This window comes from Aliivibrio wodanis (assembly GCF_052920805.1).
In genome coordinates, this window is record NZ_JBREXA010000002.1 from 860,275 (window position 1) to 881,698 (window position 21,424).

The 21,424-nt window shown below is 40.4% G+C and carries 22 protein-coding genes and 3 pseudogenes; 6 read left to right on the forward strand and 19 right to left on the reverse strand.

All coding sequences use genetic code 11. The features are described 5' to 3' along the window. Window positions 1-14: 14 nt before the first annotated feature. The 5 genes and pseudogenes from ACU5DF_RS11765 to ACU5DF_RS11785 all read right to left on the reverse strand — a co-directional run bounded on the left by ACU5DF_RS11765 (window position 15) and on the right by ACU5DF_RS11785 (window position 2,447). Window positions 15-1,238, reverse strand: coding sequence for a PDDEXK-like family protein (locus ACU5DF_RS11765; protein ID WP_446712994.1), 1,224 nt, complete (start codon window positions 1,236-1,238; stop codon window positions 15-17). Window positions 1,239-1,337: 99 nt separating this feature from the next. Further along, window positions 1,338-1,472: a hypothetical protein gene (locus ACU5DF_RS11770; RefSeq protein ID WP_446712995.1), complete on the reverse strand. Its 135-nt coding sequence runs from the start codon at window positions 1,470-1,472 to the stop codon at window positions 1,338-1,340. Between the two features lie 161 nt (window positions 1,473-1,633). After that, window positions 1,634-1,828: pseudogene (locus ACU5DF_RS11775) on the reverse strand (helix-turn-helix domain-containing protein); the annotation flags it as partial. A 53-nt stretch (window positions 1,829-1,881) separates the two neighbouring features. Beyond that, window positions 1,882-2,169, reverse strand: coding sequence for a type II toxin-antitoxin system RelE/ParE family toxin (locus tag ACU5DF_RS11780; protein ID WP_446712996.1), 288 nt, complete (start codon window positions 2,167-2,169; stop codon window positions 1,882-1,884). Continuing rightward, entirely contained in the window at window positions 2,166-2,447 is a 282-nt protein-coding gene (locus ACU5DF_RS11785) for a type II toxin-antitoxin system Phd/YefM family antitoxin (protein WP_446712997.1), read from the reverse strand. The genes ACU5DF_RS11780 and ACU5DF_RS11785 overlap by 4 nt, the downstream gene beginning before the upstream one ends. Window positions 2,448-2,849: 402 nt before the next feature. Here ACU5DF_RS11785 and ACU5DF_RS11790 point away from each other — a divergent pair. The 5 genes and pseudogenes from ACU5DF_RS11790 (at window position 2,850) to ACU5DF_RS11810 (ending at window position 6,774) form a co-directional block, all read left to right on the forward strand. Further along, window positions 2,850-3,805 (forward strand): annotated as a pseudogene (locus ACU5DF_RS11790) (IS110 family RNA-guided transposase). Window positions 3,806-3,973: 168 nt separating this feature from the next. Beyond that, the gene (locus ACU5DF_RS11795) at window positions 3,974-4,192 is read left to right on the forward strand and encodes a hypothetical protein (protein ID WP_446712998.1); all 219 of its coding nucleotides are present in this window, start codon (window positions 3,974-3,976) and stop codon (window positions 4,190-4,192) included. Then, on the forward strand, window positions 4,125-4,589 hold the full coding sequence (locus tag ACU5DF_RS11800) for a hypothetical protein (protein ID WP_446712999.1): 465 nt from the start codon (window positions 4,125-4,127) through the stop codon (window positions 4,587-4,589). The genes ACU5DF_RS11795 and ACU5DF_RS11800 overlap by 68 nt, the downstream gene beginning before the upstream one ends. A 244-nt stretch (window positions 4,590-4,833) precedes the next feature. Next, window positions 4,834-5,721, forward strand: coding sequence for a site-specific integrase (locus ACU5DF_RS11805; protein WP_446713000.1), 888 nt, complete (start codon window positions 4,834-4,836; stop codon window positions 5,719-5,721). Then, window positions 5,718-6,774 (forward strand): annotated as a pseudogene (locus ACU5DF_RS11810) (IS91 family transposase). Before ACU5DF_RS11805 ends, ACU5DF_RS11810 begins: the two are co-directional and overlap by 4 nt. A 256-nt stretch (window positions 6,775-7,030) precedes the next feature. Here ACU5DF_RS11810 and ACU5DF_RS11815 read toward each other — a convergent pair. From ACU5DF_RS11815 to ACU5DF_RS11875, 13 genes are all read right to left on the reverse strand, one after another. Continuing rightward, entirely contained in the window at window positions 7,031-7,333 is a 303-nt protein-coding gene (locus tag ACU5DF_RS11815) for a hypothetical protein (protein WP_054547023.1), read from the reverse strand. A 119-nt stretch (window positions 7,334-7,452) separates the two neighbouring features. Further along, window positions 7,453-7,917, reverse strand: coding sequence for a cupin domain-containing protein (locus tag ACU5DF_RS11820; RefSeq protein ID WP_102279963.1), 465 nt, complete (start codon window positions 7,915-7,917; stop codon window positions 7,453-7,455). 126 nt (window positions 7,918-8,043) lie between these two features. Next, window positions 8,044-9,030, reverse strand: a complete 987-nt coding sequence (locus tag ACU5DF_RS11825; RefSeq protein ID WP_446713001.1) for an alpha/beta hydrolase — start codon at window positions 9,028-9,030, stop codon at window positions 8,044-8,046. Between the two features lie 260 nt (window positions 9,031-9,290). Continuing rightward, window positions 9,291-9,830, reverse strand: coding sequence for a GNAT family N-acetyltransferase (locus ACU5DF_RS11830; RefSeq protein WP_446713002.1), 540 nt, complete (start codon window positions 9,828-9,830; stop codon window positions 9,291-9,293). Between the two features lie 260 nt (window positions 9,831-10,090). Beyond that, window positions 10,091-10,477 (reverse strand): VOC family protein, encoded by a 387-nt coding sequence (locus tag ACU5DF_RS11835; RefSeq protein WP_446713003.1) that lies wholly within the window; start codon window positions 10,475-10,477, stop codon window positions 10,091-10,093. 421 nt (window positions 10,478-10,898) lie between these two features. Further along, entirely contained in the window at window positions 10,899-11,918 is a 1,020-nt protein-coding gene (locus tag ACU5DF_RS11840) for a formate dehydrogenase subunit gamma (RefSeq protein WP_446713004.1), read from the reverse strand. Window positions 11,919-11,934: 16 nt separating this feature from the next. Continuing rightward, window positions 11,935-12,543 (reverse strand): formate dehydrogenase FDH3 subunit beta, encoded by a 609-nt coding sequence (gene fdh3B, locus ACU5DF_RS11845; RefSeq protein WP_446713005.1) that lies wholly within the window; start codon window positions 12,541-12,543, stop codon window positions 11,935-11,937. A 13-nt stretch (window positions 12,544-12,556) separates the two neighbouring features. Further along, window positions 12,557-15,412: a formate dehydrogenase subunit alpha gene (locus tag ACU5DF_RS11850; RefSeq protein ID WP_446713006.1), complete on the reverse strand. Its 2,856-nt coding sequence runs from the start codon at window positions 15,410-15,412 to the stop codon at window positions 12,557-12,559. A 12-nt stretch (window positions 15,413-15,424) separates the two neighbouring features. Beyond that, complete coding sequence (locus ACU5DF_RS11855; protein WP_045101998.1) at window positions 15,425-15,622, reverse strand: twin-arginine translocation signal domain-containing protein; 198 nt, start codon at window positions 15,620-15,622, stop codon at window positions 15,425-15,427. Window positions 15,623-15,701: 79 nt separating this feature from the next. Continuing rightward, window positions 15,702-16,301 (reverse strand): TorD/DmsD family molecular chaperone, encoded by a 600-nt coding sequence (locus ACU5DF_RS11860; protein WP_446713007.1) that lies wholly within the window; start codon window positions 16,299-16,301, stop codon window positions 15,702-15,704. A gap of 5 nt (window positions 16,302-16,306) precedes the next feature. After that, window positions 16,307-17,983 carry a 4Fe-4S dicluster domain-containing protein gene (locus tag ACU5DF_RS11865; protein WP_446713008.1) on the reverse strand — a complete coding sequence of 559 codons (1,677 nt, stop codon included), beginning with the start codon at window positions 17,981-17,983 and terminating at the stop codon, window positions 16,307-16,309. A gap of 227 nt (window positions 17,984-18,210) precedes the next feature. Beyond that, on the reverse strand, window positions 18,211-18,759 hold the full coding sequence (locus ACU5DF_RS11870) for a DUF3306 domain-containing protein (protein WP_446713009.1): 549 nt from the start codon (window positions 18,757-18,759) through the stop codon (window positions 18,211-18,213). After that, window positions 18,740-19,201, reverse strand: coding sequence for a DUF3305 domain-containing protein (locus tag ACU5DF_RS11875; protein WP_446713010.1), 462 nt, complete (start codon window positions 19,199-19,201; stop codon window positions 18,740-18,742). The genes ACU5DF_RS11870 and ACU5DF_RS11875 overlap by 20 nt, the downstream gene beginning before the upstream one ends. 164 nt (window positions 19,202-19,365) lie before the next feature. Here ACU5DF_RS11875 and ACU5DF_RS11880 point away from each other — a divergent pair, with 164 nt between their 5' ends. Next, window positions 19,366-20,205, forward strand: a complete 840-nt coding sequence (locus tag ACU5DF_RS11880) for a formate dehydrogenase accessory sulfurtransferase FdhD (RefSeq protein ID WP_446713011.1) — start codon at window positions 19,366-19,368, stop codon at window positions 20,203-20,205. A 59-nt stretch (window positions 20,206-20,264) separates the two neighbouring features. Here ACU5DF_RS11880 and mltC read toward each other — a convergent pair whose 3' ends face one another. Further along, entirely contained in the window at window positions 20,265-21,419 is a 1,155-nt protein-coding gene (gene mltC / locus ACU5DF_RS11885) for a membrane-bound lytic murein transglycosylase MltC (protein ID WP_446713012.1), read from the reverse strand. Between the last annotated feature and the right edge of the window lie 5 nt (window positions 21,420-21,424).

Sequence of the window (21,424 nt, forward strand, 5' to 3'; positions counted from 1 at the left end):
CTTCCATACGTTTGTTAGAACAAAGATTTTATTTCACTGTCGGATTGTAAGCTTAACACCAAGCCATTGAGTTCATTTGAAATTTTATTAGCCAGTGATTCTACATAACCACCCTTAGATAATTTACGTAGATTTTCATCTGTAGACTCAGACAGAATTATTGGGTCACTTAGGTATTTCCACCCAGCTGACCATCTGTTATTTCGCCTAAAGCTTGAATGAACCTCAGATAGGACGCGGCAAGCATTGTCATAAATTTCTCGATCATCTTGTTGAGAGCACCAAATATTAAAATAGCCAGTACCATGATTTGATGTGAAACCTACTTGTAATTTACTTTGATTTTCCCCATTAAACGGGTACAACCAGATGTTGAAGCTGTTATTGAGAGCTACGACTTCTAAACAACCATTAAAATCTGAGATAGAGTCAAATTCATTGATCATTACACCCGATGAAATTCGAGATGCAATAGCTTCCTGAAGTGCATGCAATTTTTTTGCATGGAAGTTTTCTTTAGCTACATTCACTGCATCCAGCAAAGCAACAGGATTACTATCTTTGTTAATGAGCTCCTGCTCAAACCATGATTCTAATTCGCTCATAAGTTCATCACTCTGCTTGGTATGGGTTAGTTCGGCAACTAAATCTAAATATTGTGAAATACTTTCTCTTAACTCGGGGTAATCAACTGCCTCTTTACGACAATTTTTCAACCAATTCGATATATGAGATTTATAGCTAATCGGTTGATAGTTATTCTCCAAAATATGACTTTTCAACCCTTTGACACTTTGTTCTGAAGCTTTCTTTCCGTCTAATGATAAGTACACCAATTTAATCTTGTCTTCATTAAAGTTGAGGTCGTTTACGAGCTTAAAATATCTATTGAGTTGATTGTCTTGATCTCCAGCATATACTTTATTCTCTATAATAATTGCCTGACCATTTTGATTTCGAATAAGAATGTCTATGTCATTCCATTCCTTTTCTACTGTCACTGCTTTCAAATCAAACGAAGTGTCTTTAAGTACATCATTACAAAAATGTTTTAGAAAAACACTTCCTTTTCCGTGGCTACCATAAGGGTTCAATAGCTCGGCAAGAAAGCGACTATGTAGCCTAACTTCATCACTAGAACCACGCAAAACTTTAAATAAATTAAACGACTCTCTTTGTTGAAATCGTTCCCTTAATATTTGAGGGATATACAGCAACTTTTCTAATTTTGTACGCATTACTACCTCTTTGTTCTTATGAAGGAAAACCAATTTGTCATTCATGCCCACATGGTAAAAATTACACGCAATATAGAGTTAGGCTGTTGCCCAAAAACTTTATTTGCGCTTTTCTTTACCATCTAAATACTCTGCATACTTTTTAGCAATTAGTTGATGTATATGAAGTCCTGTTTTACGAACAAGATACCAATCTATCGCAGCTAAAACGGCTAAGCCTATTATAGTCCCCATGTAAATCCTCCTTCACCATCAACTCACAAGTCTATCAAACCATTGATAAAGCACTCATATTTACGATTTTCAGAAAAAAGCATAACGCGCATTAAGGTGTGAAGCACGCTACCCCTTATACCCAAAATGCCAAACGTGCTGAATCACTCTTAAATTGTTTGTTATAGCTCAGCGATGTGTGACAGGGTTTCTGGATGACGCTGCACCAATTTTAAAAGGGTTACCGCTTGTCCATTTGGTGCGCTACGCCCTTGCTCCCAATTTTCTAATGTACGAGATGATGTATGCAGTAAATGTGCAAACACACCACGAGACATATTAAATTGTTCACGAATACTCACGATTTCATTAGGTGAATAGCGAGTTCGGCACACGTTTACGAATCCGTCTTGAAGCGTTTGTTATAATTTTATATATCAGCTATAGTCAGCAATTGACTACAATTACGAACCGTTAAAATATTTATGCTTAACGTTACGCTATAAATAATGCGGTAATTACCAAAAATGATTTCACGATAATTGGCTTTATTCAGCTCAGGGACAAGACGGCCCAACTCTGGAAATGAACCTAAATTCTCAGCTTTATCGAATACATCGTTAACCCATGTTTCTGCCGCTGATGGATTGTCTAATGCTATGTATTCTGCTGTCTGCCCTATTTTGTCTAAAGCAAGCGGCGACCAAATAACATTCATGAACGTAAGCGCTCTAAGATTTTAGAACGAGCATCGTCATTTGATAAACCTAAACCACTAGCGATTTGTGCTTCAGCTTGTTGTACCTCTTCCAGTAACTCTATTTTTTCTTGCATTGCTTCATATTCAGCAACATCTAAAACAACAGCCACACCTTTACCACGTTGAGTGATAACTAGAGGTCTACGAGTTTCGTTAATTTGACGAATAAACGATGCTACGCCAGCTCTAAATTCTGAAAGTGGTTGAATATCTTGGTCTAATCTTAGTCGAGTCATAATAGCACCTTGGTTGTACTTAATTTTGTACCAATTATAGTGCAAGTATAAATATTCAGCAATACTAAGAAAAATTATAACGCCGCATTAAGGTGTGAGCAACGCTACCACGAAACCCAACCATACCACCGTAAACACAAAACCCAACATGGAATGAAAAAATGCCAAGCGTTGGGAATCACTCTTAAATGCTTTGTATGGATAATAAACACTCAATTAGGGTAAAGTGAGACCCAGACTTTAGCTGCAACTAAAGTTGATTTATACAGTAGTTCGGTTGATGCATGGATCCTCTATCGAGAGACCGATAACAAACGCGAACGCTGTATAAACTCCAAGCCTACACTCGAATAGTCGACTGGGTCTCGAACCCGTATTATAGCAAACAAGAGTAAGCTTATTATGAATAATCCTACATTTCAAAGCATCAATGTCGGTGTTGATACCGGTAAAACTCAACTAGACATTTTCATCAGACCTATAGGTCTATTCTTTTCTGTTTCTAATGACGCTAAAGGCATCAAAGAAGCCATAGTAACCATTAAAAAACATCAGCCAGAACGTATCGTTATTGAGGCAACAGGCAGACTTGAAGTTCCCTTTGTTCTTGCTTGCTCAAAAGATAAGCTTCCATACGTTGTTGCTAACCCTATTCATGTAAGACGATTTGCTGGCGCTATTGGACAAATAGCCAAAACAGATAAATTAGACGCCCAATTAATTGCATTGTACTCAGAAAGAATTGCCCCCCACTGTAACTCTAAAGCCTGAAAACATAAGGCTAATGAGCGACTTAGTCATTCGTAGAAATCAATTATTATCCATGCAAACTATGGAAAAGAATCGCCTTCAAATACTCCCTAAAGAATTAGCGATGACCATTAAACCAATCCTAACGGCCTTTAAGAATCAAATCCAAAAAATAGAAGAAAAAATCATTAAACTTATTGAGTCTTGCGATGAATATAAGCATAAAAATGACATCCTTCAGAGCGTTCCCTGGCATAGGCAAAGTTGCCGCTGCATCGCTAATAGGTAATCTCCCAGAGCTTGGAAGTATTAGTAATAAAAAAGCGTCTGCTTTGGTTGGAGTAGCTCCTATGAATCGGGACAGTGGCCGCTACAAAGGTCACCGAAAAATCAAAGGAGGCCGGAAGCAAGTGCGGACGGTTCTCTATATGGCTATGATGTCAGCAATGCAATGTAACCCCGTTTTTAAGTCGACTTACAGTCGCCTCGTAGCTGAAGGAAAACCCAAAAAACTCGCTATTATTGCCTGTGTTAGAAAGATGGTTGTCATACTCAATTCAATGATACGAGATGGTGTCATGTGGGATAAAAACCACGCTAAAACTTAGTTATTGACACCATAGTCGTTTGTTAGCTGATTTTTTTAGGAAAAATTTGAGAAGTCCAGATTATTGATGTTAGAATACACAATTCTATCCTGAGTTAAATCGCAAGATAGAGACGATTATGTTATAATCTGTTTGTAAGTATCTTTACCTAACAGGTTTGGAGATTATATGAATATGAATAAGCAGTCTAACGAATACAAAAAAGAGTTAGCGGGTGTTATTCAATCCATGGGTATTGAAAATTCAATTAAACTTTCAGGTACCCAAGAAGAGAAAATATCCCAGCTGCGTGAAAAATTTGGCGAAGTGAAAATTTTAGATGTCCCTAGAAAAAAGAGAAATTCAAGACGCATCGATCAATGCGCAGTTCGCAAAATTGAGTGCTGAATTCGGCTATGATTACACTGAGTGGGATGATTTAGTCATCGCACTACAAAGTAAATGGCAGACTGATGGTTTCGTTGAGATCTATTCTAGCCATGAAACAAGAGAGTATGGTCGCATTAAAGATAGTTCCCTTGCTACTGGGGCTTCACCATGGTACATAGGTTTGTATCATGCCCGACTAGAAATGGACAATTCAAATGATCCTCTTGTTGTAGTTAAGTTTCATGAGCAAGAAGATGGTGAAATCGTAGATATGAAGTTAATGCTAGATCATGATGACATGTTTGGTGATAAAACTGAAAAACGCGATACTGAAAGAATGAAAGCTATCCGAAAAAGAATTGACGAGTTAGTTAATTCAACAACAGTCGAAGTCAAATTAAAAGAAGAGCCATAGGCTCTTTTTTTATATCTGCAGGTCAAATTCAGCTAACGCCGCATTAAGTAGTGAGCAACACTACCACTTTACTAAACCATTACACCGTAAACACTAAACTCAACTTGAATTGAAAACGCCGAGTGTTGCGAATCTGTCTTAAATGCCTTGTTGAACGAAGCCGCTTCGCGGCAGAGTGAAGCCTGCATCGTCCATACTTTCTGTACCTCCATCATTTTGATGGCGGATAACAGGAGTGAACACCATGAGCCCAACTGAACTAGAGCGATATCATCACTTTTATGAATTACACCTTACCAACTTAACTCTTCAAGGTAAACGACCTGCTACCATCGATGCCTATTCTCGTGCTGTACGTCGGATTACCGAGTTCTTTGACCGTTGTCCCTATACATTAAGTACGGCTGATTTAAAAAGCTTCTTCGCCAATTTGATTAGCACTCACTCGTGGAGCACCGTTAAACTCGACCGCAATGGCTTACAGTTTTTCTATCGCTACACTTTAAATAAACAGTGGGTATGGCTTGATATCGTTAAGCCCCCTCAATCCCAAAAACTGCCCGATATCATGACGCCACAACAAGTGGCTCTACTCATTAGCAGGACTCGACAACGCCGCTATCAAACCTTCTTTCTGACCTTATATACGATGGGACTTCGCTTGAGCGAAGGGCTTAACTTAACTATCCACGATATTGACGCCCACACCATGCAAGTACACGTTCGAGATGGTAAGGGGGGTAAAGACCGATTGGTTCCCTTGCCCAAGCGAACCCTTCATGCGCTTCGAACTCATTGGGTCTCTCATAAACATCCTAAATTAGTCTTCCCAGGGTTGGGAGTAAGCATTGATAAACCTATGGACCGAGGCGGTATTCAAAAGGCCATGAAGTCGGTGCTCAAAGACTGTGGCATCCAAAAAATACTCTCTCCCCACTCACTTAGACACTGCTTTGCAACGCACCTTTTGGAACAAGGGCTCGACCTTCGCTCCCTACAAACCTTGCTCGGCCATGCCAGTCTGAACACCACTGCCCGTTACACTCAAATGACACCACTCAAACAGCGTGACGCCGCACTAGCCATAAACCAACTTGCAGACACGTTAACCTTAATCTGGGAGGAAGCATGAGTACTTTCATTGAATTGTTACGCGCTCATAAAGATGAGCTTGAGCGCCACCTCCTATCACCAAAAGTGAACACTCAAGTCAGCCACGACATTCGCAAGGCGATGTCCGCCATGCTTAGGTGTAAAACCGAGCAGCAAGGCCGCTCGCAATGGTTTTGCTCGAACTGCCATCACGATGACCGACTGCCCTTATCCTGTGGGCATCGACATTGCCCACAATGCCAACACCGCACCACTTGTGATTGGCTTCTACGCCAAAAACAAAAGCTTCTGCCTACACACTACTTTATGACCACATTCACCTTGCCATATCAACTGAGAATACTCGCTAAAAAACAGCCCAAAGCGCTGTATCAAGTGATGTTCTCGGTTGTTGCCAGCGTGCTAAAAAGCTTCGCTCAAAAAGAACAAAAAGGAGAACTGGGTTTTACCGCCGTACTACATACTCATAGCAGAAAAAGAGACCTGCATCCGCACATACACGTTATCTCGGCAAGCGGAAGGTATGACTCATCTAAACAAGTATGGCACAAAGGCAACAAAAGGTACTTATTTAACGAGTTCGCTCTTGCCAAGGTCTGGCGAGCGCGATTACTTGAGGCCATCAATCAACACCCTCAACTGTGGCTGCCAAAATCTATACCGAAACAATGGGTCGTTGACTGTCAAAGCGTAGGTTATGGTGAGCCTGCGTTGGAGTACCTGTCGCGCTACCTATACCGAGGCGTACTACCAGACAGCGACATCATCCACAGTGATGAACATAACGTCACCTTCCGTTACAAAGAAAGCAAAACCAATGCAATAAAGACACGCACCTTACCCACCCTTGAGTTCTTGCTGCTCATCTTACAGCATGTACTGCCTAAAGGCTTACAAAGAGTGCGTGACTACGGTTTTTTACGTGGCCCTGCGAGTTCGTATTCAATTACTCATGCTTGGTGTTTTTTATCAAACTCCGCCAAGCATTATACCCATCCGAGCCAAAGCAATACGAACCTGCCCACACTGTCACCATGACATGGAGTGCGTGGGAATAACACGACCGAGATAGCCGAAAGGCAAACATAATAAGGATAATGGCTAAAGTTAAACCAGAGGAGAAACAACAAATAAGACAATTTTAAAAATAGCTAACCCATTGATAAAATTACTATCGTAATCTTATCTTGGCCTCACTCGCCTTGAATAAAGACTCAAGGCGATACGCCCACCAAACTAGATCGCACAATTTACTATAAAGAAGTGGCTACGGGCTTGTTCAACACCCGGGATTTAACGCTGGCTGCGCAGCGCTTAATCCTTATTTGTTATGTTTGTTCTACATGCGCGCGATCACACCAATACTCTGAGTAACTTTCGTTTACCCAACACTCAATTCGTATTGTGCCAAACTCTTTATAAGTACCTAGTTCTTCTGAGATTGTTATACGTTCAGACGATAATAAATCACTAACTGAATCAACCAAATCTTCAAACCCATAGAGTTCAACATTTTCGTGTTCACTTCTAAGAGTAAGCTTCAGAACTCCTTGTTCTTCGGTCCGAGTCGCTGTGAGATTACAAATAAAGTCAGGTCTCACACACTCGAATAGCTTCTTATAACTACTCATATTCCCTCCGAAAACATAACGCCCGCTTAAACTGTGAGTGAACGTGTGCCATGTTTGAGCGAAGCGAGTTCGGCACGCGTTCGCGAATCAGATTTAAAGCGTTTGTTATATGACATTTCTCAATATGGTTTTCCGTCTTTATTACAGGCTACCCACTCACCACTTTCAGTAACCACCCACTGAAAGTCATCATCATTGTATACTGCTTTGTCACTTTCATTACGTGACCCGATTGCGATAAATTTTGCGATTTTGTCAGTATGATTAATAAGGCAATGTCCATCATCTATTCCAGCAGGAAATCCAATGCACATACCAGCCCCAATGATTTGTTCACCTGAATTTGTAACTAAAGTAACTTCACCATCTACAACATACAAAAACTCATCTGACGCCGTATGCCAATGACGTAAAGATGAACGAGCATTAGGTTGAAGCAATTCCAAATTGACACCAAATTGAGTCAATCCAAATTCATCACCAAGACTTTTACATTCTGACTGCCCTAACTTTGAACGAAAAGGTTCGGGGAAAGGGTTAAAAGTATCCCCTTTAATTTCTTCTGCTTGTTTCGAGATACTCAATGTATATTCCTTGTCATATAACGCCGCACTAAGCGGATTAAAACAGTTGGTTATACTTTGTGAGGCACGAACAAAACCAACTGTTTTAATTCCGTTTAAGTGCCTTGTTAGGCGATTGTAATGCGACTACTTGATTGTTTTTAGTAACCACGGACCAATAAGGTTTGGAGCATTCAAAATTATTGAAAAATGATTTACATTATCAACGTCTTTAATTTCAGTTTTAGCTGTTATATTTCTGTTTGTTTTAGCAAACGCAATTACTTTAACTGGATCAAATGCCTCATCTTTCTTACCTATCCATAATCCGAACTGTTTCAAGTCAGAGAATTGAGACTCAGGTGAATGTGGTGTAACAGCGTTCGCCATATTAACGGTGTTAAACGGTACAATTCCAGGATTAGCCTTTAAGACAGCCTCAGGAAAATTGAATTTAACGGCCTTTGAATGACCTAAAAACAAACCACCACTCATAGTGTTTATTACAAAGTCTGAAGTTTTTACTGTAGAAAATTCAAAGCCAGTGTTCTCCTCATCATAATTAGTATCTGAACGATAACCAAAATATGGAGCTAGAAATGTGTAACCATCAATTTCTGATTTTTTCTCCCAACTCGAATAATTAAGTGCTAAGCCAGCTCCACCCGAATGCCCACCAATAAAGATAGGGAGGTTAGGATGTTTATTACGAGCAGTCGTAACAATTGTATTGATATCATGCCACACCTGTTCAACATTCGGAGTATCTCCTCGATTCCCCTCAGATCCTCCATGACCACGAATGTCTGGCATATAGACCGCTATATCAAAATCATCACGTAATCCCGCACCAATGTGTTTATAACTCAGTCCACTATGAGCACCACCACCATGGTAAAAAATTAGAACAGCTTTCGCATGCAGTGGAAGATATGATCGATACGCTAACGATATATCATCAGTTGCTTGTATATACTCAAGAGGCTGTATTGTTTTTTTAGGAGCATTTTTTATCTCAACAAGTGAGAAAAAGTTTTCTGATTGTTTATTTTGTGATTTTTCTTGATCTTGCTTTGCACAAGAAGTAATCGGCAATACCATGGTAAAACATATGATTATAGATTTAAGATTCATTATTTATCCTTAGTTAACTTAATTCTTTACACAAATTTGATTGTTCTTCTCACAGTTGGAAATGTTTAACATATCAGTGAAAATTTAGCGCCTAACGCTCTTTCTACGACAAAATGTCTTATAGTTCCCTACCAGATTTGTCGCTACTTATTCTATTAAGGCTTACTAGCCTTTTTCTTAAACTGAAATAAATCAACATCATAACAATTCGACATTCATCGTTTCATTCATGCTATGCGACAACCTGTCGCTTTATGCGGTTAGCTCACAGGCTGCTTCGATAAACCATAAACAGCATGGTTGATAATACGACCATTCAGGTTTTCACGATTAGAAATAATGCCTTCTAATGTCATGCCTAAACGCTCACAAACCTTACGGCTTGGTAGGTTGTTCTCGCCTGCTGCTATTTGAATTTTCTCAAGCTGTAAATCTGTGAATGCAATCTCGATTAACTTAGAGACAGCGCGAGTAATAATGCCTTTACCTTGATAAGACTCACTAAGCCAATAACCAATCTCAGCCATTTTTAAGTTATGATTAATCGTGTTGAAGCTGACATTACCAACCAACTCACCTTGGTAAATCATGGCGCAAACCATTCCTTTGCCTTCGGCGTAATCAATTAATGATTTACGCACAAAGCGCAGAAAGAAGTCTTCAGACTTTGCGTGTGGTGGCCAAGCTAGCCATTGAGATAAATAGGCTTCTTCCTTCGAGACGATTTCAAGGTACTTTTTCGCAAAAGATGGCTCAATAAGTGCCAATTTTAATTCACTATCAATTTCCACTGTAAACATAATTCACCTTTTGCCAATATAACCCTTCTACGCACACCAAATTTTCAACGAACTTATTGATTTCAAATATTGCCGTTAAAAATTAATGAATATGTATGTTTTTCATTCGTACATCATACCCTCTTATAAATGGATTTCATTCTATTTCTTTTCATTTTTCTTTTTAGAACTGTATTTTTTGATGATTTAAGCTATTGATAGTATTGGCAATAAGTTAAAAGGTATTGATTGGTCTTTTACTAAGTTAAGATGTGCCTTTATTAGATGTGCTCTTTAAGCTTCCAAGGTGGGTTCAGACGATTTTCTCCAGCCCAATATAATTTTATTTTGTTTCCTGAAGAGTCACTTAATGCCGCTTCTTTCCACAGATAAGATTGCATTGTCAGCTCTTGAGAAAAGACTATACCTTTGCTTTTTAGGGACTCTACCAATTGTTCGAGTTCTTCATGTTCAAAGTAAATAACACCTCGACAATCTAGATCTCTTTTATCAGTGTCAAGATAAATAGAGAATGTTGCATCGCCATTAGGAAACGAAAAACGGGCGTAGTGTTCATTACCAACAATTTGAGTTAACCCAAGAGCTTTATAGAAATCGACGGCCAAATTTATGTCATGAACTGCCAACGTAACTTGATTAAAATTCATTTACTTTTCCTTGTATAAATATCTATTACATTATTTTGTAATTCTTTCCAAATACCGTTTTTTGTTTTAATCAAAAAAACCAACTAGAAACACCACTGAAATTAGCCCAGAAAAAAAGCTTGGATAATGAAATGTACGCTTTGTTGAATTGATATATTCTCTGGTTATCTCTTCCTGATAACTCTTAATTACTAACTCTTAATTACTAACTCTTAATTACTAACTCTCTTATGTAATTATTTTGCATAACCTGTCCTCTCTTTTTATGTGAGATAAGCATAAAACCTCAAGCTAAGTTTAGATCAAGAGAATTTTTACTCGCTATACTTGATGCGCTATCTGAATAACAAAAAAACCGAGCAAGTTACCCTGCTCGGCTTTTAGTTTTACCAATTATCGCTATACGAATAGTAACTCGCTATTAGATGTTTTTGTCTTTTTGTTGATTCTCTGGTAAGTCTTTTACTTCTTCATACCATAAATCGTGGTGTTCTTTGGCCCATGTTTCGTCAACATCGCCAGTCACCATGCCTTCTAGTCCAGCTTCCATACCGAATAGGCCGATATAGATGTGGAAGATGAAACCACAAATCAAGATCAGTGCTGAGAACATGTGGATCAAGTTCGATAATTCCATATCACGGCGTAATTGACCGAAGATAGGGAAATCTAATACAAAACCACTGATCGCTGCGATTGCACCAAACCAGATAAGAAGCCAGAAGATCGCTTTTTCACCACCGTTTGAGAAACCTGCTGATGGATGCGAGCCTTTGTGCTTACCAACCATGCCGCCCATTTTCATGAACCATTGAATGTCTGTCTTGTTTACGATGGATTTTCTCCACCATTTCACTAAAACAGTCATTAATAGAATGCCAAAGATTGGGCCCATGTAGTTGTGATATTGCTTCGCGGCATAAATGATCATGCCCCAAATATCGGTCGGTAATACTGGTTTTAAAAAGTGCTTACCATAAACCAAACATAATCCACTGAATGCGAGCGTTAAAAACGTGAACGCCATGCTCCAGTGCAATGCACGGTCCATTTTGCTCCAACGCTGAATTCGACGTCCTGTTTTTGGTTTGCTTAATTTTAGGGGACCAATGGTAAAATACGCCAAAGTCACCATAGCTAAACTACCAAAGATCGCTAATGCACCTAATGGTGACATCCACTTCTCTTTTAATACATACCAGGTTTCGCCTGCTGTACTGATAAGCACACCATGCTCTGGTGATTGTGAAGTCGTATAGCCTTCTTCGCCCGCTTTTACTTGACGCCAAAAATCAGCACCACCAAGTTGGGTCATTTCTTTCTCTGCACTTTTCGCGGCTACACTGTCATTTGCCATGCTAGGCATAGCAAATGTCAGTGTTAATGCTGCCAATACTGGCAGCAATAACGAAAGAGAAAGACGTTTTAGTTGTTTCAACATCGCTCTCTCCACCGGATTAGCTCTTAGTCGCATCGAACGATAAGTCTTCACCATTTGTCCAACCTGCGTCTTTTGCACCACGCTCTACAACACGTTGACGGAAGATGTCAGAGACTTTCTCTGCATCACCAGCAAGCAGTGCTTTTGTTGAACATAATGAAGCACACATTGGTAGTTTGCCTTCTGCGATACGGTTTGCGCCGTATTTTTCACGCTCTTCTTGTGATCCTGCTTCTGTCTCTGGACCGCCCGCACAGAACGTACACTTATCCATTTTTCCACGCTCAGCAAAGGCACCCTGTTTAGGAAATTGCGGCGCACCAAATGGGCAAGCAAATAGACAGTAACCACAACCGATACAAAGATCTTTGTTATGCAATACAATGCCGTCTTCTGTGTGTTCAAAACAATCTGCAGGACAAACGGCCATACAAGGCGCATCTGTACAGTGCATACATGCAACAGAGATTGATGTTTCACCCGGCTCACCATCGTTTAGTGTTACTACGCGACGACGTTGGATGCCCCACTCTAGTGCATCATCATTTTCGTTTTTACATGCTGTGACACAGCCGTTACATTCAATACAACGCTTGGTGTCACATAAGAACTTCATTCTAGCCATTTTATATCACCCCTTACGCTTTCGTGATTTTACATAGTGTCACTTTGGTTTCCTGCATTTGTGTTACAGGATCATAACCATAAGTGGTTGCTGTGTTTGCTGCTTCGCCAATAACGTATGGAACCGTACCTTCTGGGTACTTATCCGTTAAGTCTTCACCTTGGAATTTACCGCCAAAGTGGAATGGTACGAACGCTAAGCCTGGTTTAACACGACGTGTCACCATTGCTTTAACGTGAATTCGACCTTTCTCTGCACCTTCAACCCAAACCATATCGCCATCTTTAAAGCCGATGTCGTTTGCGTCTTTCGGGTTAACTTCGACAAACATTTCTTGTTGAAGCTCAGCAAGCCATGGGTTAGAACGCGTTTCTTCACCACCACCTTCGTACTCAACCAAACGACCAGAAGTCAGAATAATTGGGTATTCTTTTGACTTGTCTTGGTCTTGAATTGTTTTGTACAACGTTGGAATACGGAAGTTAGCCGCGCGGTCATCCCATGTTGGGTAATCAGCAACTAAATCACGACGTGGTGTGTATAACGGCTCACGGTGTTGTGGAACACGGTCCGGGAACGTCCATACAATCGCACGTGCTTTTGCATTACCAAAAGGCATACAACCGTGTTTAATAGCAACACGTTGAATACCACCAGATAAGTCAGTTTTCCAGTTTTTACCTTCTGCTGCTACTTTTTCAGCGGCAGTCAGATCGTCCCACCAACCAAGTTGCTTAAGCAGTTTGTCAGTGAATTCTGGGTGACCATCTTCAATTTCACAACCTACTGGGTAGCTGTCTTCTGCTAGTAGGCTTTCACCTTCAAATTCCACACCAAAACGAGTACGGAAGTTACCGCCGCCTTGCGCTACAGGTTTAGACGTATCATAAAGGATATGCGTACCTGGGTGCTTCATTTCTGGCGTACCCCAACAAGGCCAAGGAAGACCGTAGGTTTCACCATGAACTGGGCCACCCTCTGCTTCTAGCGTTGTTTTGTGGAACGTATGCCAGTTCATTGTGTGCGATTTAATACGCTCAGGGCTTTGACCTGTGTAACCGATTGTCCACATACCACGGTTAAATTCGCGTGTGATGTCTTCAATTACAGGTTGATTGTTCGCATCAATTTTGATGTTTTTGAACAGTTGATCTGAGTAACCTAACTTTTTAGTCAGTAGGTACATGATCTCATGATCAGGTTTTGATTCAAACAACGGCTGAATTACTTGCTCACGCCATTGGAATGAACGGTTTGATGCAGTTACTGAGCCATGCGTTTCAAACTGCGTTGTTGCAGGAAGAAGGTATACGCCATCGGTACGATCATTCATTACTGCTGCAACGGTTGGGTATGGGTCAACAATAACCATCATATCCAATTGTTTCATTGCTTTTCTGATCTCAGTACCACGTGTTTGTGAGTTTACTGCGTGACCCCAGTAGAACATTGCACGGATATTGTCGTTTTGTTCGATGTTTGCTTTGTCTTCTAAAACACCATCAACCCAACGAGATACAGGAATACCAAAGTTGTTCATTGGCGTTTTGCCGTTGTATTTACCTTGGTCGAATCGGTTTTTAACCCATGAGTAATCTAGGTCCCACACTTTTGACCAGTGTTTCCATGCGCCTTCACCAACACCGTAGTAGCCAGGAAGCGTATCTGAAAGAACACCTAAATCCGTTGCGCCTTGTACGTTATCGTGACCACGGAAAATGTTTGCGCCACCGCCTGATTTACCCATGTTACCAAGAGCAAGTTCTAGTACACAGTAAGCACGCGTATTGTTGTTACCTGTTGTATGTTGAGTACCACCCATACACCAAACAACACAACCTGGACGGTTTTCTGAAAGCAGTTTTGCAGTTTCATATACTTCAGCTTCTGTAACGCCAGTAACACGCTCAACTTCTGCTGGATTCCATTTTGCAACTTCTGTACGGATCTCATCCATACCAAACACACGTTGGTTAATGAATTCTTGATCTTCCCATTTGTTGGCAAAAACGTGGTACAAAACGCCCCAAATGAAGGCAACATCTGAACCCGGACGCAATGAAACATAGTGATCTGCTTTTGCTGCTGTACGCGTACGACGTGGGTCGGCAACAACGATCTTACAACCATTCTTCTCTTTTGCGATCAGAATATGTTGCATTGCTACTGGGTGAGCTTCTGCTGGGTTTGAACCAATGAATAGCATAGATTTACAGTTATGCATGTCATTGAATGAGTTGGTCATCGCACCGTAACCCCAAGTGTTTGCAACACCGGCTACTGTGGTTGAGTGACAAATACGCGCTTGGTGATCGACGTTATTTGTACCCCATAGTGACGCCATTTTACGGTACAAATACGCTTGTTCGTTGTTGTGCTTCGCAGAACCTAACCAGTACACTGAGTCTGGACCTGATTCTTTACGGATCTCAAGTGCTTTGTTGCCGATCTCTTCGATCGCTTGATCCCAAGACAGTTTTACCCATTTGCCATTTTCTAGCTTCATTGGGTATTTTAGACGACGTTCGCCATGACCATGCTCACGCAATGCTGCGCCTTTTGCACAGTGACCGCCAGCGTTAAATGGGTGATCGAATGCTGGTTCTTGACCAGTCCATACGCCATTTTGTACTTCAGCGTAGATACCACAACCTACAGAACAGTGAGAACAAATCGTACGTTTCACTTCTGTTGGCGCATCAACTGGCACTTCTTTCGCTTGTGCTTTTTTCATCATGCTTGGAACAAACATGCTTGCACTTGCTACTGCACCTGCAGCAATTGTTGAAGTACGCATGAACATACGACGTGTAATGCCCAGCTGGTTCTCTTGCTTTTGTACCGAATCGGAACGTTTAGTCAATTTCATTATTAAGCTCCGTTATAGGCTATCGTAATAGTCACGAATGTGTTGAGTTTCGCGATATCCATCGCCTTTCTTCTCAACGTCTTTTTTATCCGTTACTGTGCTTGCACTTGCTGTTCCTGAAACGGCAGCAGCTACTGTTCCTGCGGCAGCTGCAGTTGCAAGGCCCTTCAGTAACGTGCGGCGGTTTAGGTCCGTATTTTTATTGCTCATTCAATGCTCCTTTGCTTCCAATTCACTTGGAATGGGCGTCTGTTTTTATGGTTTTAATTCTTTTAAGTCACAACGACGTTTATACTTCTGTGACTTCAATTGCGTTTGGATTTTTTGCAAAGCGCGTTTGTTCTACAATGAAAAACGCCTCCACTAGTTGTGTCACTGATTTGTAGAAATCCGCATTTTCAGCGTTATTGATTTGCTCACACAGTGCGACATACCAAGGTTGGATATGACGGTTAAAGAATCGTTGTTGCAGAACTTCTGCATCCCCCGTTTCAATAAGCATCGCCATTACTTCACATAATGCTGAGATATGATCTTCAGGCTCTTTTACGTCATCCGCTCTCTCAAAACCTAATTGCATAAGGTCTTGACGAAGTGCAACTAACGGTTTTTCCATTAAAGCGCCCGCTATGTGCCATGAGCCAAACGGCATCACTTCACCACGGCCAACGCCAATGAATAGGTTTTGGTATTCGTCTGTTAATGCTTCTTGATTTGATTCTTGAGCCGCTTTTGAAATTGTAGACCATGCTTTGCTCATTGCATGATCATCGTTACTTTCTACTTCAAGCGTACTTAACCAGTCGATTACCATTTGATCTGGTGCAATACGAAATAAATGCGCTAATAAACCATAGATTTCTTGTCTTACTTGTTGTTGTTCATTCATGGTCATTACACCTTTAATTGTTTTTCTGGATTCGCAGACAGATCGATAAAGATGTCTTTTACTCGACAATCTTCACACATGTACAGACGACTGATAGAGGCTTCATCGCTAAAGTGAGGGTTACCCTGTAACTTAATTCTTAGCATTTCAATCATTGATGCAGGAGCGAAAGGTGTTCCACAAGTAATACAACAAGCGGCATCTTCTTTATGCATGATTTGTGTTTCTTGACGCTGTGTTTGACTCCAGTTCATTTGCACTTTCATGCTCAATACTTTTTCTGGACACGCGCTGACACAAAGACCACATTGAACACAATCTTGCTCAATGAATTTTAATGTTGGTGAATCTGGATCACTGTGCAATGCACGTGTTGGACAAACCGCAACACAGCTCATGCATAACGTACAATCTTTAGTTTCACAGCTCACACTGCCATAAGGCGCATGAGAAGGAAGAGCTTGAATTTCAGTGATTTCGATATTATTTGAAGTCGCATCAGCAGCTAGGTGATCTAACGCGCCCATTAAACGTGAACGCTTATTGCCTGTTAAAGGTTGTTCAATCACCGCTAATGGCGTATCGATAAGTGTCATTTCGTGTAACGCTTCCATGTAAACGACTTGGATGCGTTGCGGATCTAATCCTAGTTGAGATAAGAAAGCCTGCGCGATTTCAACTTCTTGCGTTAATACACGTTGAATGGTTTCTGGCATTCTGCGACTAGCAATGAAAAGGATTTGTGCTGCACCATTAACAAGTGCAGAGAACCATGTATCAATACCGACAGAAAGAAGCTCATCAAGAACTACTGGGATAACATGATCTGGCATGGTTTTTAGCGCCATCACATTAAAGTTTTCATGGCGATCACTACAGAAAGCGATAATTGGCGTTTCGCCACCCTCTTTTTTGTAGTTTGCTAATAGACGAGTAGCGAAGTTTTGTGTTTTTTCCGCTTCTGGTAATGCATAGCTAATAGCTTCAGTCGGACAAGCCGTTGCACAGGTACCAACACCTTGACAAAGGTAGGGATTAATTTGAATGTGGTGGCCTGTTTGATCTGAGCCTTCACTGGTTAACGCGCCAGCAGGACAAGCATCAACACAACGCTCACACCCTTTTACGCCACGTGAACTGTGTGCACATAGCTCTGGATTTAAGCGAAAGTATTTTGGTTTATCAAAGGTACCAACAAGAGCAGGCAATTCATCAAGAACTTGTGCAAGTGTTGGATAACCACGGCCTACAGGGTAATAACCAGGTACTGGTACTTGCTCTGACATTACACTGTCTAGTTTCATGTCTAACACAAGATCGAATGCAGCAGCACCAATGGTTGCTTTTGCTAGATTAACGCGCTCACCATTTAGCGTACACTCAACATCGAATGCGCCTAAAAATCCTTTGATGCTTAGATCTTTAGCATGGTAAACCGTTTTTTCAGTCTCTTTATCGTGTGCATCGGATTCTGTTGATACCAATGTAATGCTGTTTAGCTCTGAGAACTGCTCAGCAACATCAACAATAATGCTGGTAGGTCCAATGATGATCAAGTTACCACGGCTTTCGTAACTCACCGTTGGTGGGATTAAATTGTTTAACTCAACGGTTTGCGCAATAGCGAACTGACGCGCTTTGGCATTCGTTGTTTCAGATTGTGCTAAAAATTGGGTTAACATTGCTTCACCTATTCTTGACCCCATTTGGGCCTATTCAGTTCTGTGACTGGTTTCTAGGTGTTACATCGCAATAACCATACCAACTTAATGGCTAATAATTAGAAATATTAATTGGTTAAAATGCTTCATTTTTAGACTATTTGGCAGGCGGTGTTTTTTGTCGGGACATTTTGTCTCACCTTGGTTCAAAATGTCCCGATTGTTTAAATGGTCTTTTTTGTCTCACTTTATGACTTTTCGTTGCCAGTAACGTATTGATATTCATTATCATTACTGTTTATCGCTTCATTTTTAACGGTTAATTCTTGTTGTTCTTCTGATGCTTCTTTTGATAATGGTTCTGATAATTGCTCTGTCACTGACTCTTGCTCACTCTCGCCTTCTTCTTCAACAGGCTCTACCATCCAATCTCGTAACTTGGCTGCAGTTTCACTATCCAATTTTGGTGGTGTTGAGTAGTTTGGCTCATCTTCCATTGCAAATTCAGGGTTCAAAAACATCTTACGCAATGCGGCTTTTTTCAGGCTTTTATCTACCCCTGTTGCCATAAATTGGCTGACATTGCTGGTTCCTGTAATTTCACCTAAATCAGCCTCTGTAGGCAGCTCTATCTCAGGCGTTGATTCCGTCTCTTCTAAAGCTACAGTTGTTTCAACATAATCTTCAGAAGCTTCAATAACAGGCGTTGATTGTATCAGGATAGGCTCATCACTGACCTCTTCACCTTGTTTTACCTTCTGTTTTCTCAGTGCCCATCTACTTAGGAAGTTGCTCACTTGCGCGCCCCGCACCTTTACGTTTCTTTCTACGAACTTCTATTAGTTCACCGTTTTTACCAATAAAAGCTTCTAGCCATGCTTGTATAGGTAGTGGCATTCCAATCGATAGCACAACGTAATCACCATCCATGTATTGACCTATCAAGCTTTGCGAAGCCGTGATCATTACTGGAATAAGTACGTCATTATCATTTTCAAAGGCAAAAAATAGCTTTGGATCTTGAGAGCTTAAATTAAAACGGTAATCCGTTCGTTCATCTAAGAATATTTCTAACCCGCGCTCAAACAAGATGCCATTACTTTGCGCTGCTTGTGTTCTTTTCTCATAAAGATGAATGTCACCAATATGCCAAGATGGCGCACTCCAACGTCCTACCTGTTTGATTTCTTCAATCACTTCAAACTGAAGTGGCCATTGGTTTTCTGTTTTTTGATCCACAAGTCACCCTTCTTTTTATTAGGCTTTTTTATCTCTATTCACACTATAAAGCAATCCTTATACCAACAACGATTTATTTCTAATTTAACCACAACTCATCCTGTGGTATAAAATTTGCGTGTATTTCGTTAATTACCTTAAATCTCATTAATTTGGAGCTTACTTTGAGCCAATCACCAAGAATAATAACTACTGGCGCTGTACCTAAACAAACTCTTACTGTAGATGTTTATGATGAATACGGTGAGAAGCTAACAAAAGAAGTCGCGTGTGAACAACCATTAACGGTTATGTTGAATTGGCAAGAAGTGGTCACTCTAATGACATTAGGCGCACGCCCTGCTGAATTAGTCGTTGGTTATTTAAAGAATCAACATTTTATTAGCGATGTTACGTTATTAGAATCCATCATGATTGATTGGGAAACCAAAACTGCCGCAGTGAATACTAAAGAGACCACTGAACATGTTAAAGAGAATTTAAAGAAGAAGACGGTTACTTCTGGCTGCGGTCAAGGCACCATGTATGGCAATGTAATGAAGCAACTTGAAAATTACCAAGTACCTCAAGTGAATATCAACCAATCTGATATCTATGCGTCTTTAGAAGCGCTGACCTATCACAATGACACTTATAAAGCAGCAGGTGCTGTACACGGTTGTGCTATTTGTGAAAACAACCAAGTCGCTTCTTTTGTGGAAGATGTAGGTCGCCATAACGCGGTTGACACACTTGCGGGTGAGTTATGGTTAAACCGTGGTACGGGCGACAATAAGCTGTTTTACACCACAGGTCGTTTAACCTCTGAAATGGTGATCAAAGTCGCTCAAATGGGTATTCCCGTTTTACTTTCTCGCTCAGGCGTAACGCAAATGGGCTTAGATTTGGCGCAGAAATTTGGCATTACGATTATTGCTCGTGCGAAAGGTAAACGCTTCCAAGTGTTTGCTGGTCATGAAAAAATCAATTTTGATGTGAAAGGCGAAGCGGCGCTTCAAGACTAAAAACTGGAAATTCAGGGACAAGTAAGTGCAAAGAGCAATTACTCGTCCCTGATATTCATCTATGCTTTCTCATTAAACTCTTTTTGAAACTTCAGTACTTTTTCTAGATATCGACGAGCTTCTGCTTTTGGATGTTTATTGGTTAATGCCCAATATAACTGCTCTGGTTTTAGGTTATTGATTTCGCTAATAGCTTTAGTTTTACTTGTATCAAAAGTTGAAAATACTCCACCAGATCCCCCGTTATACGCGGATACCATGCTGTAATGCTTATTGGTTGCATGAGTGATATCTCGTAAGTATCTATTCTTTAAGATATAAAAATAGGCTGTGCCTGTGTCTATGTTGTTTGCTGGGCTAAACAAGTATTCTTTGGTTGGTATACCTGACTTATTTTTTACCAATTTAAAAACATCTGCCCCTGCGGTTTTAGGAATAACTTGCATTAACCCATAGGCCCCAGCATGGCTTACTGCATAAGGATTAAAACTACTTTCAGTCTGAATAATTGCGTAAATTAAATCAATTGAAATACCGTATTGTTTTGATGCTTTTTTAATTAAATCTGCATATTGGAATTCACGTTGCTCTAAATGGTCATCTACCATTGAGATCTCTACGTAATACGCTTTTCCATTTTTAATGGTTTTAGATTGCAGCTTGTTTTCAATTAAATAATCTGCGTATTTCCCTGCTCTCCAAGGCCATTCAATGTCTTTATTCTCTTGATCTTTAATTTGACCAAGTAAAAAAGGACGTCCACGCAGCGGAATTGATTTATCACTGAATAAATCGACATGTGATGGGTCAGCAGGCATCAAAACCGTACCAATAATGGCTCTTTTAAGGGTTTCTTTTGGTTGATATTGAGAAATGGTTGAGACGTAAATTTTACCTTTATCAAAATCAATATGTGCACGAGTGCGATAGCCATCAAGATACTTTACATAACGATGCTTACCGGCTTCAAGGAACTCTTTATCACCCCACTTATTGTGAACTTGAGTCGCAAGGTTTCCTAATTGCTCTTCCACTGTTTGGGTTGGTTTTGAGGTACTTGGCTTTGATGAACCTGGCTGCCACGAATTTGGTTTTGATGACCCATTGCTGCAATCACAAGATTCTGAGCTTGATTGATTATAATTTCCATCGAAAATTGGAGTACAAGACACTGTTGCTAAGGAGATAGCAAGAGCAAATAATACGTTTTTCATTTATG

What these genes read in the sequence shown, in the direction of transcription:
- mltC (WP_446713012.1), bottom strand. Translation starts at nt 21,419, where the DNA reads ATGAAAAACGTATTATTTGCTCTTGCTATCTCCTTAGCAACAGTGTCT.
- ACU5DF_RS11865 (WP_446713008.1), bottom strand. Translation starts at nt 17,983, where the DNA reads ATGTTAACCCAATTTTTAGCACAATCTGAAACAACGAATGCCAAAGCG.
- ACU5DF_RS11850 (WP_446713006.1), bottom strand. Translation starts at nt 15,412, where the DNA reads ATGAAATTGACTAAACGTTCCGATTCGGTACAAAAGCAAGAGAACCAG.
- ACU5DF_RS11770 (WP_446712995.1), bottom strand. Translation starts at nt 1,472, where the DNA reads ATGGGGACTATAATAGGCTTAGCCGTTTTAGCTGCGATAGATTGGTAT.
- ACU5DF_RS11840 (WP_446713004.1), bottom strand. Translation starts at nt 11,918, where the DNA reads ATGTTGAAACAACTAAAACGTCTTTCTCTTTCGTTATTGCTGCCAGTA.
- ACU5DF_RS11825 (WP_446713001.1), bottom strand. Translation starts at nt 9,030, where the DNA reads ATGAATCTTAAATCTATAATCATATGTTTTACCATGGTATTGCCGATT.
- ACU5DF_RS11805 (WP_446713000.1), top strand. Translation starts at nt 4,834, where the DNA reads ATGAGCCCAACTGAACTAGAGCGATATCATCACTTTTATGAATTACAC.
- fdh3B (WP_446713005.1), bottom strand. Translation starts at nt 12,543, where the DNA reads ATGGCTAGAATGAAGTTCTTATGTGACACCAAGCGTTGTATTGAATGT.
- ACU5DF_RS11780 (WP_446712996.1), bottom strand. Translation starts at nt 2,169, where the DNA reads ATGAATGTTATTTGGTCGCCGCTTGCTTTAGACAAAATAGGGCAGACA.
- ACU5DF_RS11785 (WP_446712997.1), bottom strand. Translation starts at nt 2,447, where the DNA reads ATGACTCGACTAAGATTAGACCAAGATATTCAACCACTTTCAGAATTT.
- ACU5DF_RS11835 (WP_446713003.1), bottom strand. Translation starts at nt 10,477, where the DNA reads ATGAATTTTAATCAAGTTACGTTGGCAGTTCATGACATAAATTTGGCC.
- ACU5DF_RS11765 (WP_446712994.1), bottom strand. Translation starts at nt 1,238, where the DNA reads ATGCGTACAAAATTAGAAAAGTTGCTGTATATCCCTCAAATATTAAGG.
- ACU5DF_RS11815 (WP_054547023.1), bottom strand. Translation starts at nt 7,333, where the DNA reads ATGAGTAGTTATAAGAAGCTATTCGAGTGTGTGAGACCTGACTTTATT.
- ACU5DF_RS11830 (WP_446713002.1), bottom strand. Translation starts at nt 9,830, where the DNA reads ATGTTTACAGTGGAAATTGATAGTGAATTAAAATTGGCACTTATTGAG.
- ACU5DF_RS11855 (WP_045101998.1), bottom strand. Translation starts at nt 15,622, where the DNA reads ATGAGCAATAAAAATACGGACCTAAACCGCCGCACGTTACTGAAGGGC.
- ACU5DF_RS11860 (WP_446713007.1), bottom strand. Translation starts at nt 16,301, where the DNA reads ATGAATGAACAACAACAAGTAAGACAAGAAATCTATGGTTTATTAGCG.
- ACU5DF_RS11800 (WP_446712999.1), top strand. Translation starts at nt 4,125, where the DNA reads ATGTCCCTAGAAAAAAGAGAAATTCAAGACGCATCGATCAATGCGCAG.
- ACU5DF_RS11795 (WP_446712998.1), top strand. Translation starts at nt 3,974, where the DNA reads ATGAATATGAATAAGCAGTCTAACGAATACAAAAAAGAGTTAGCGGGT.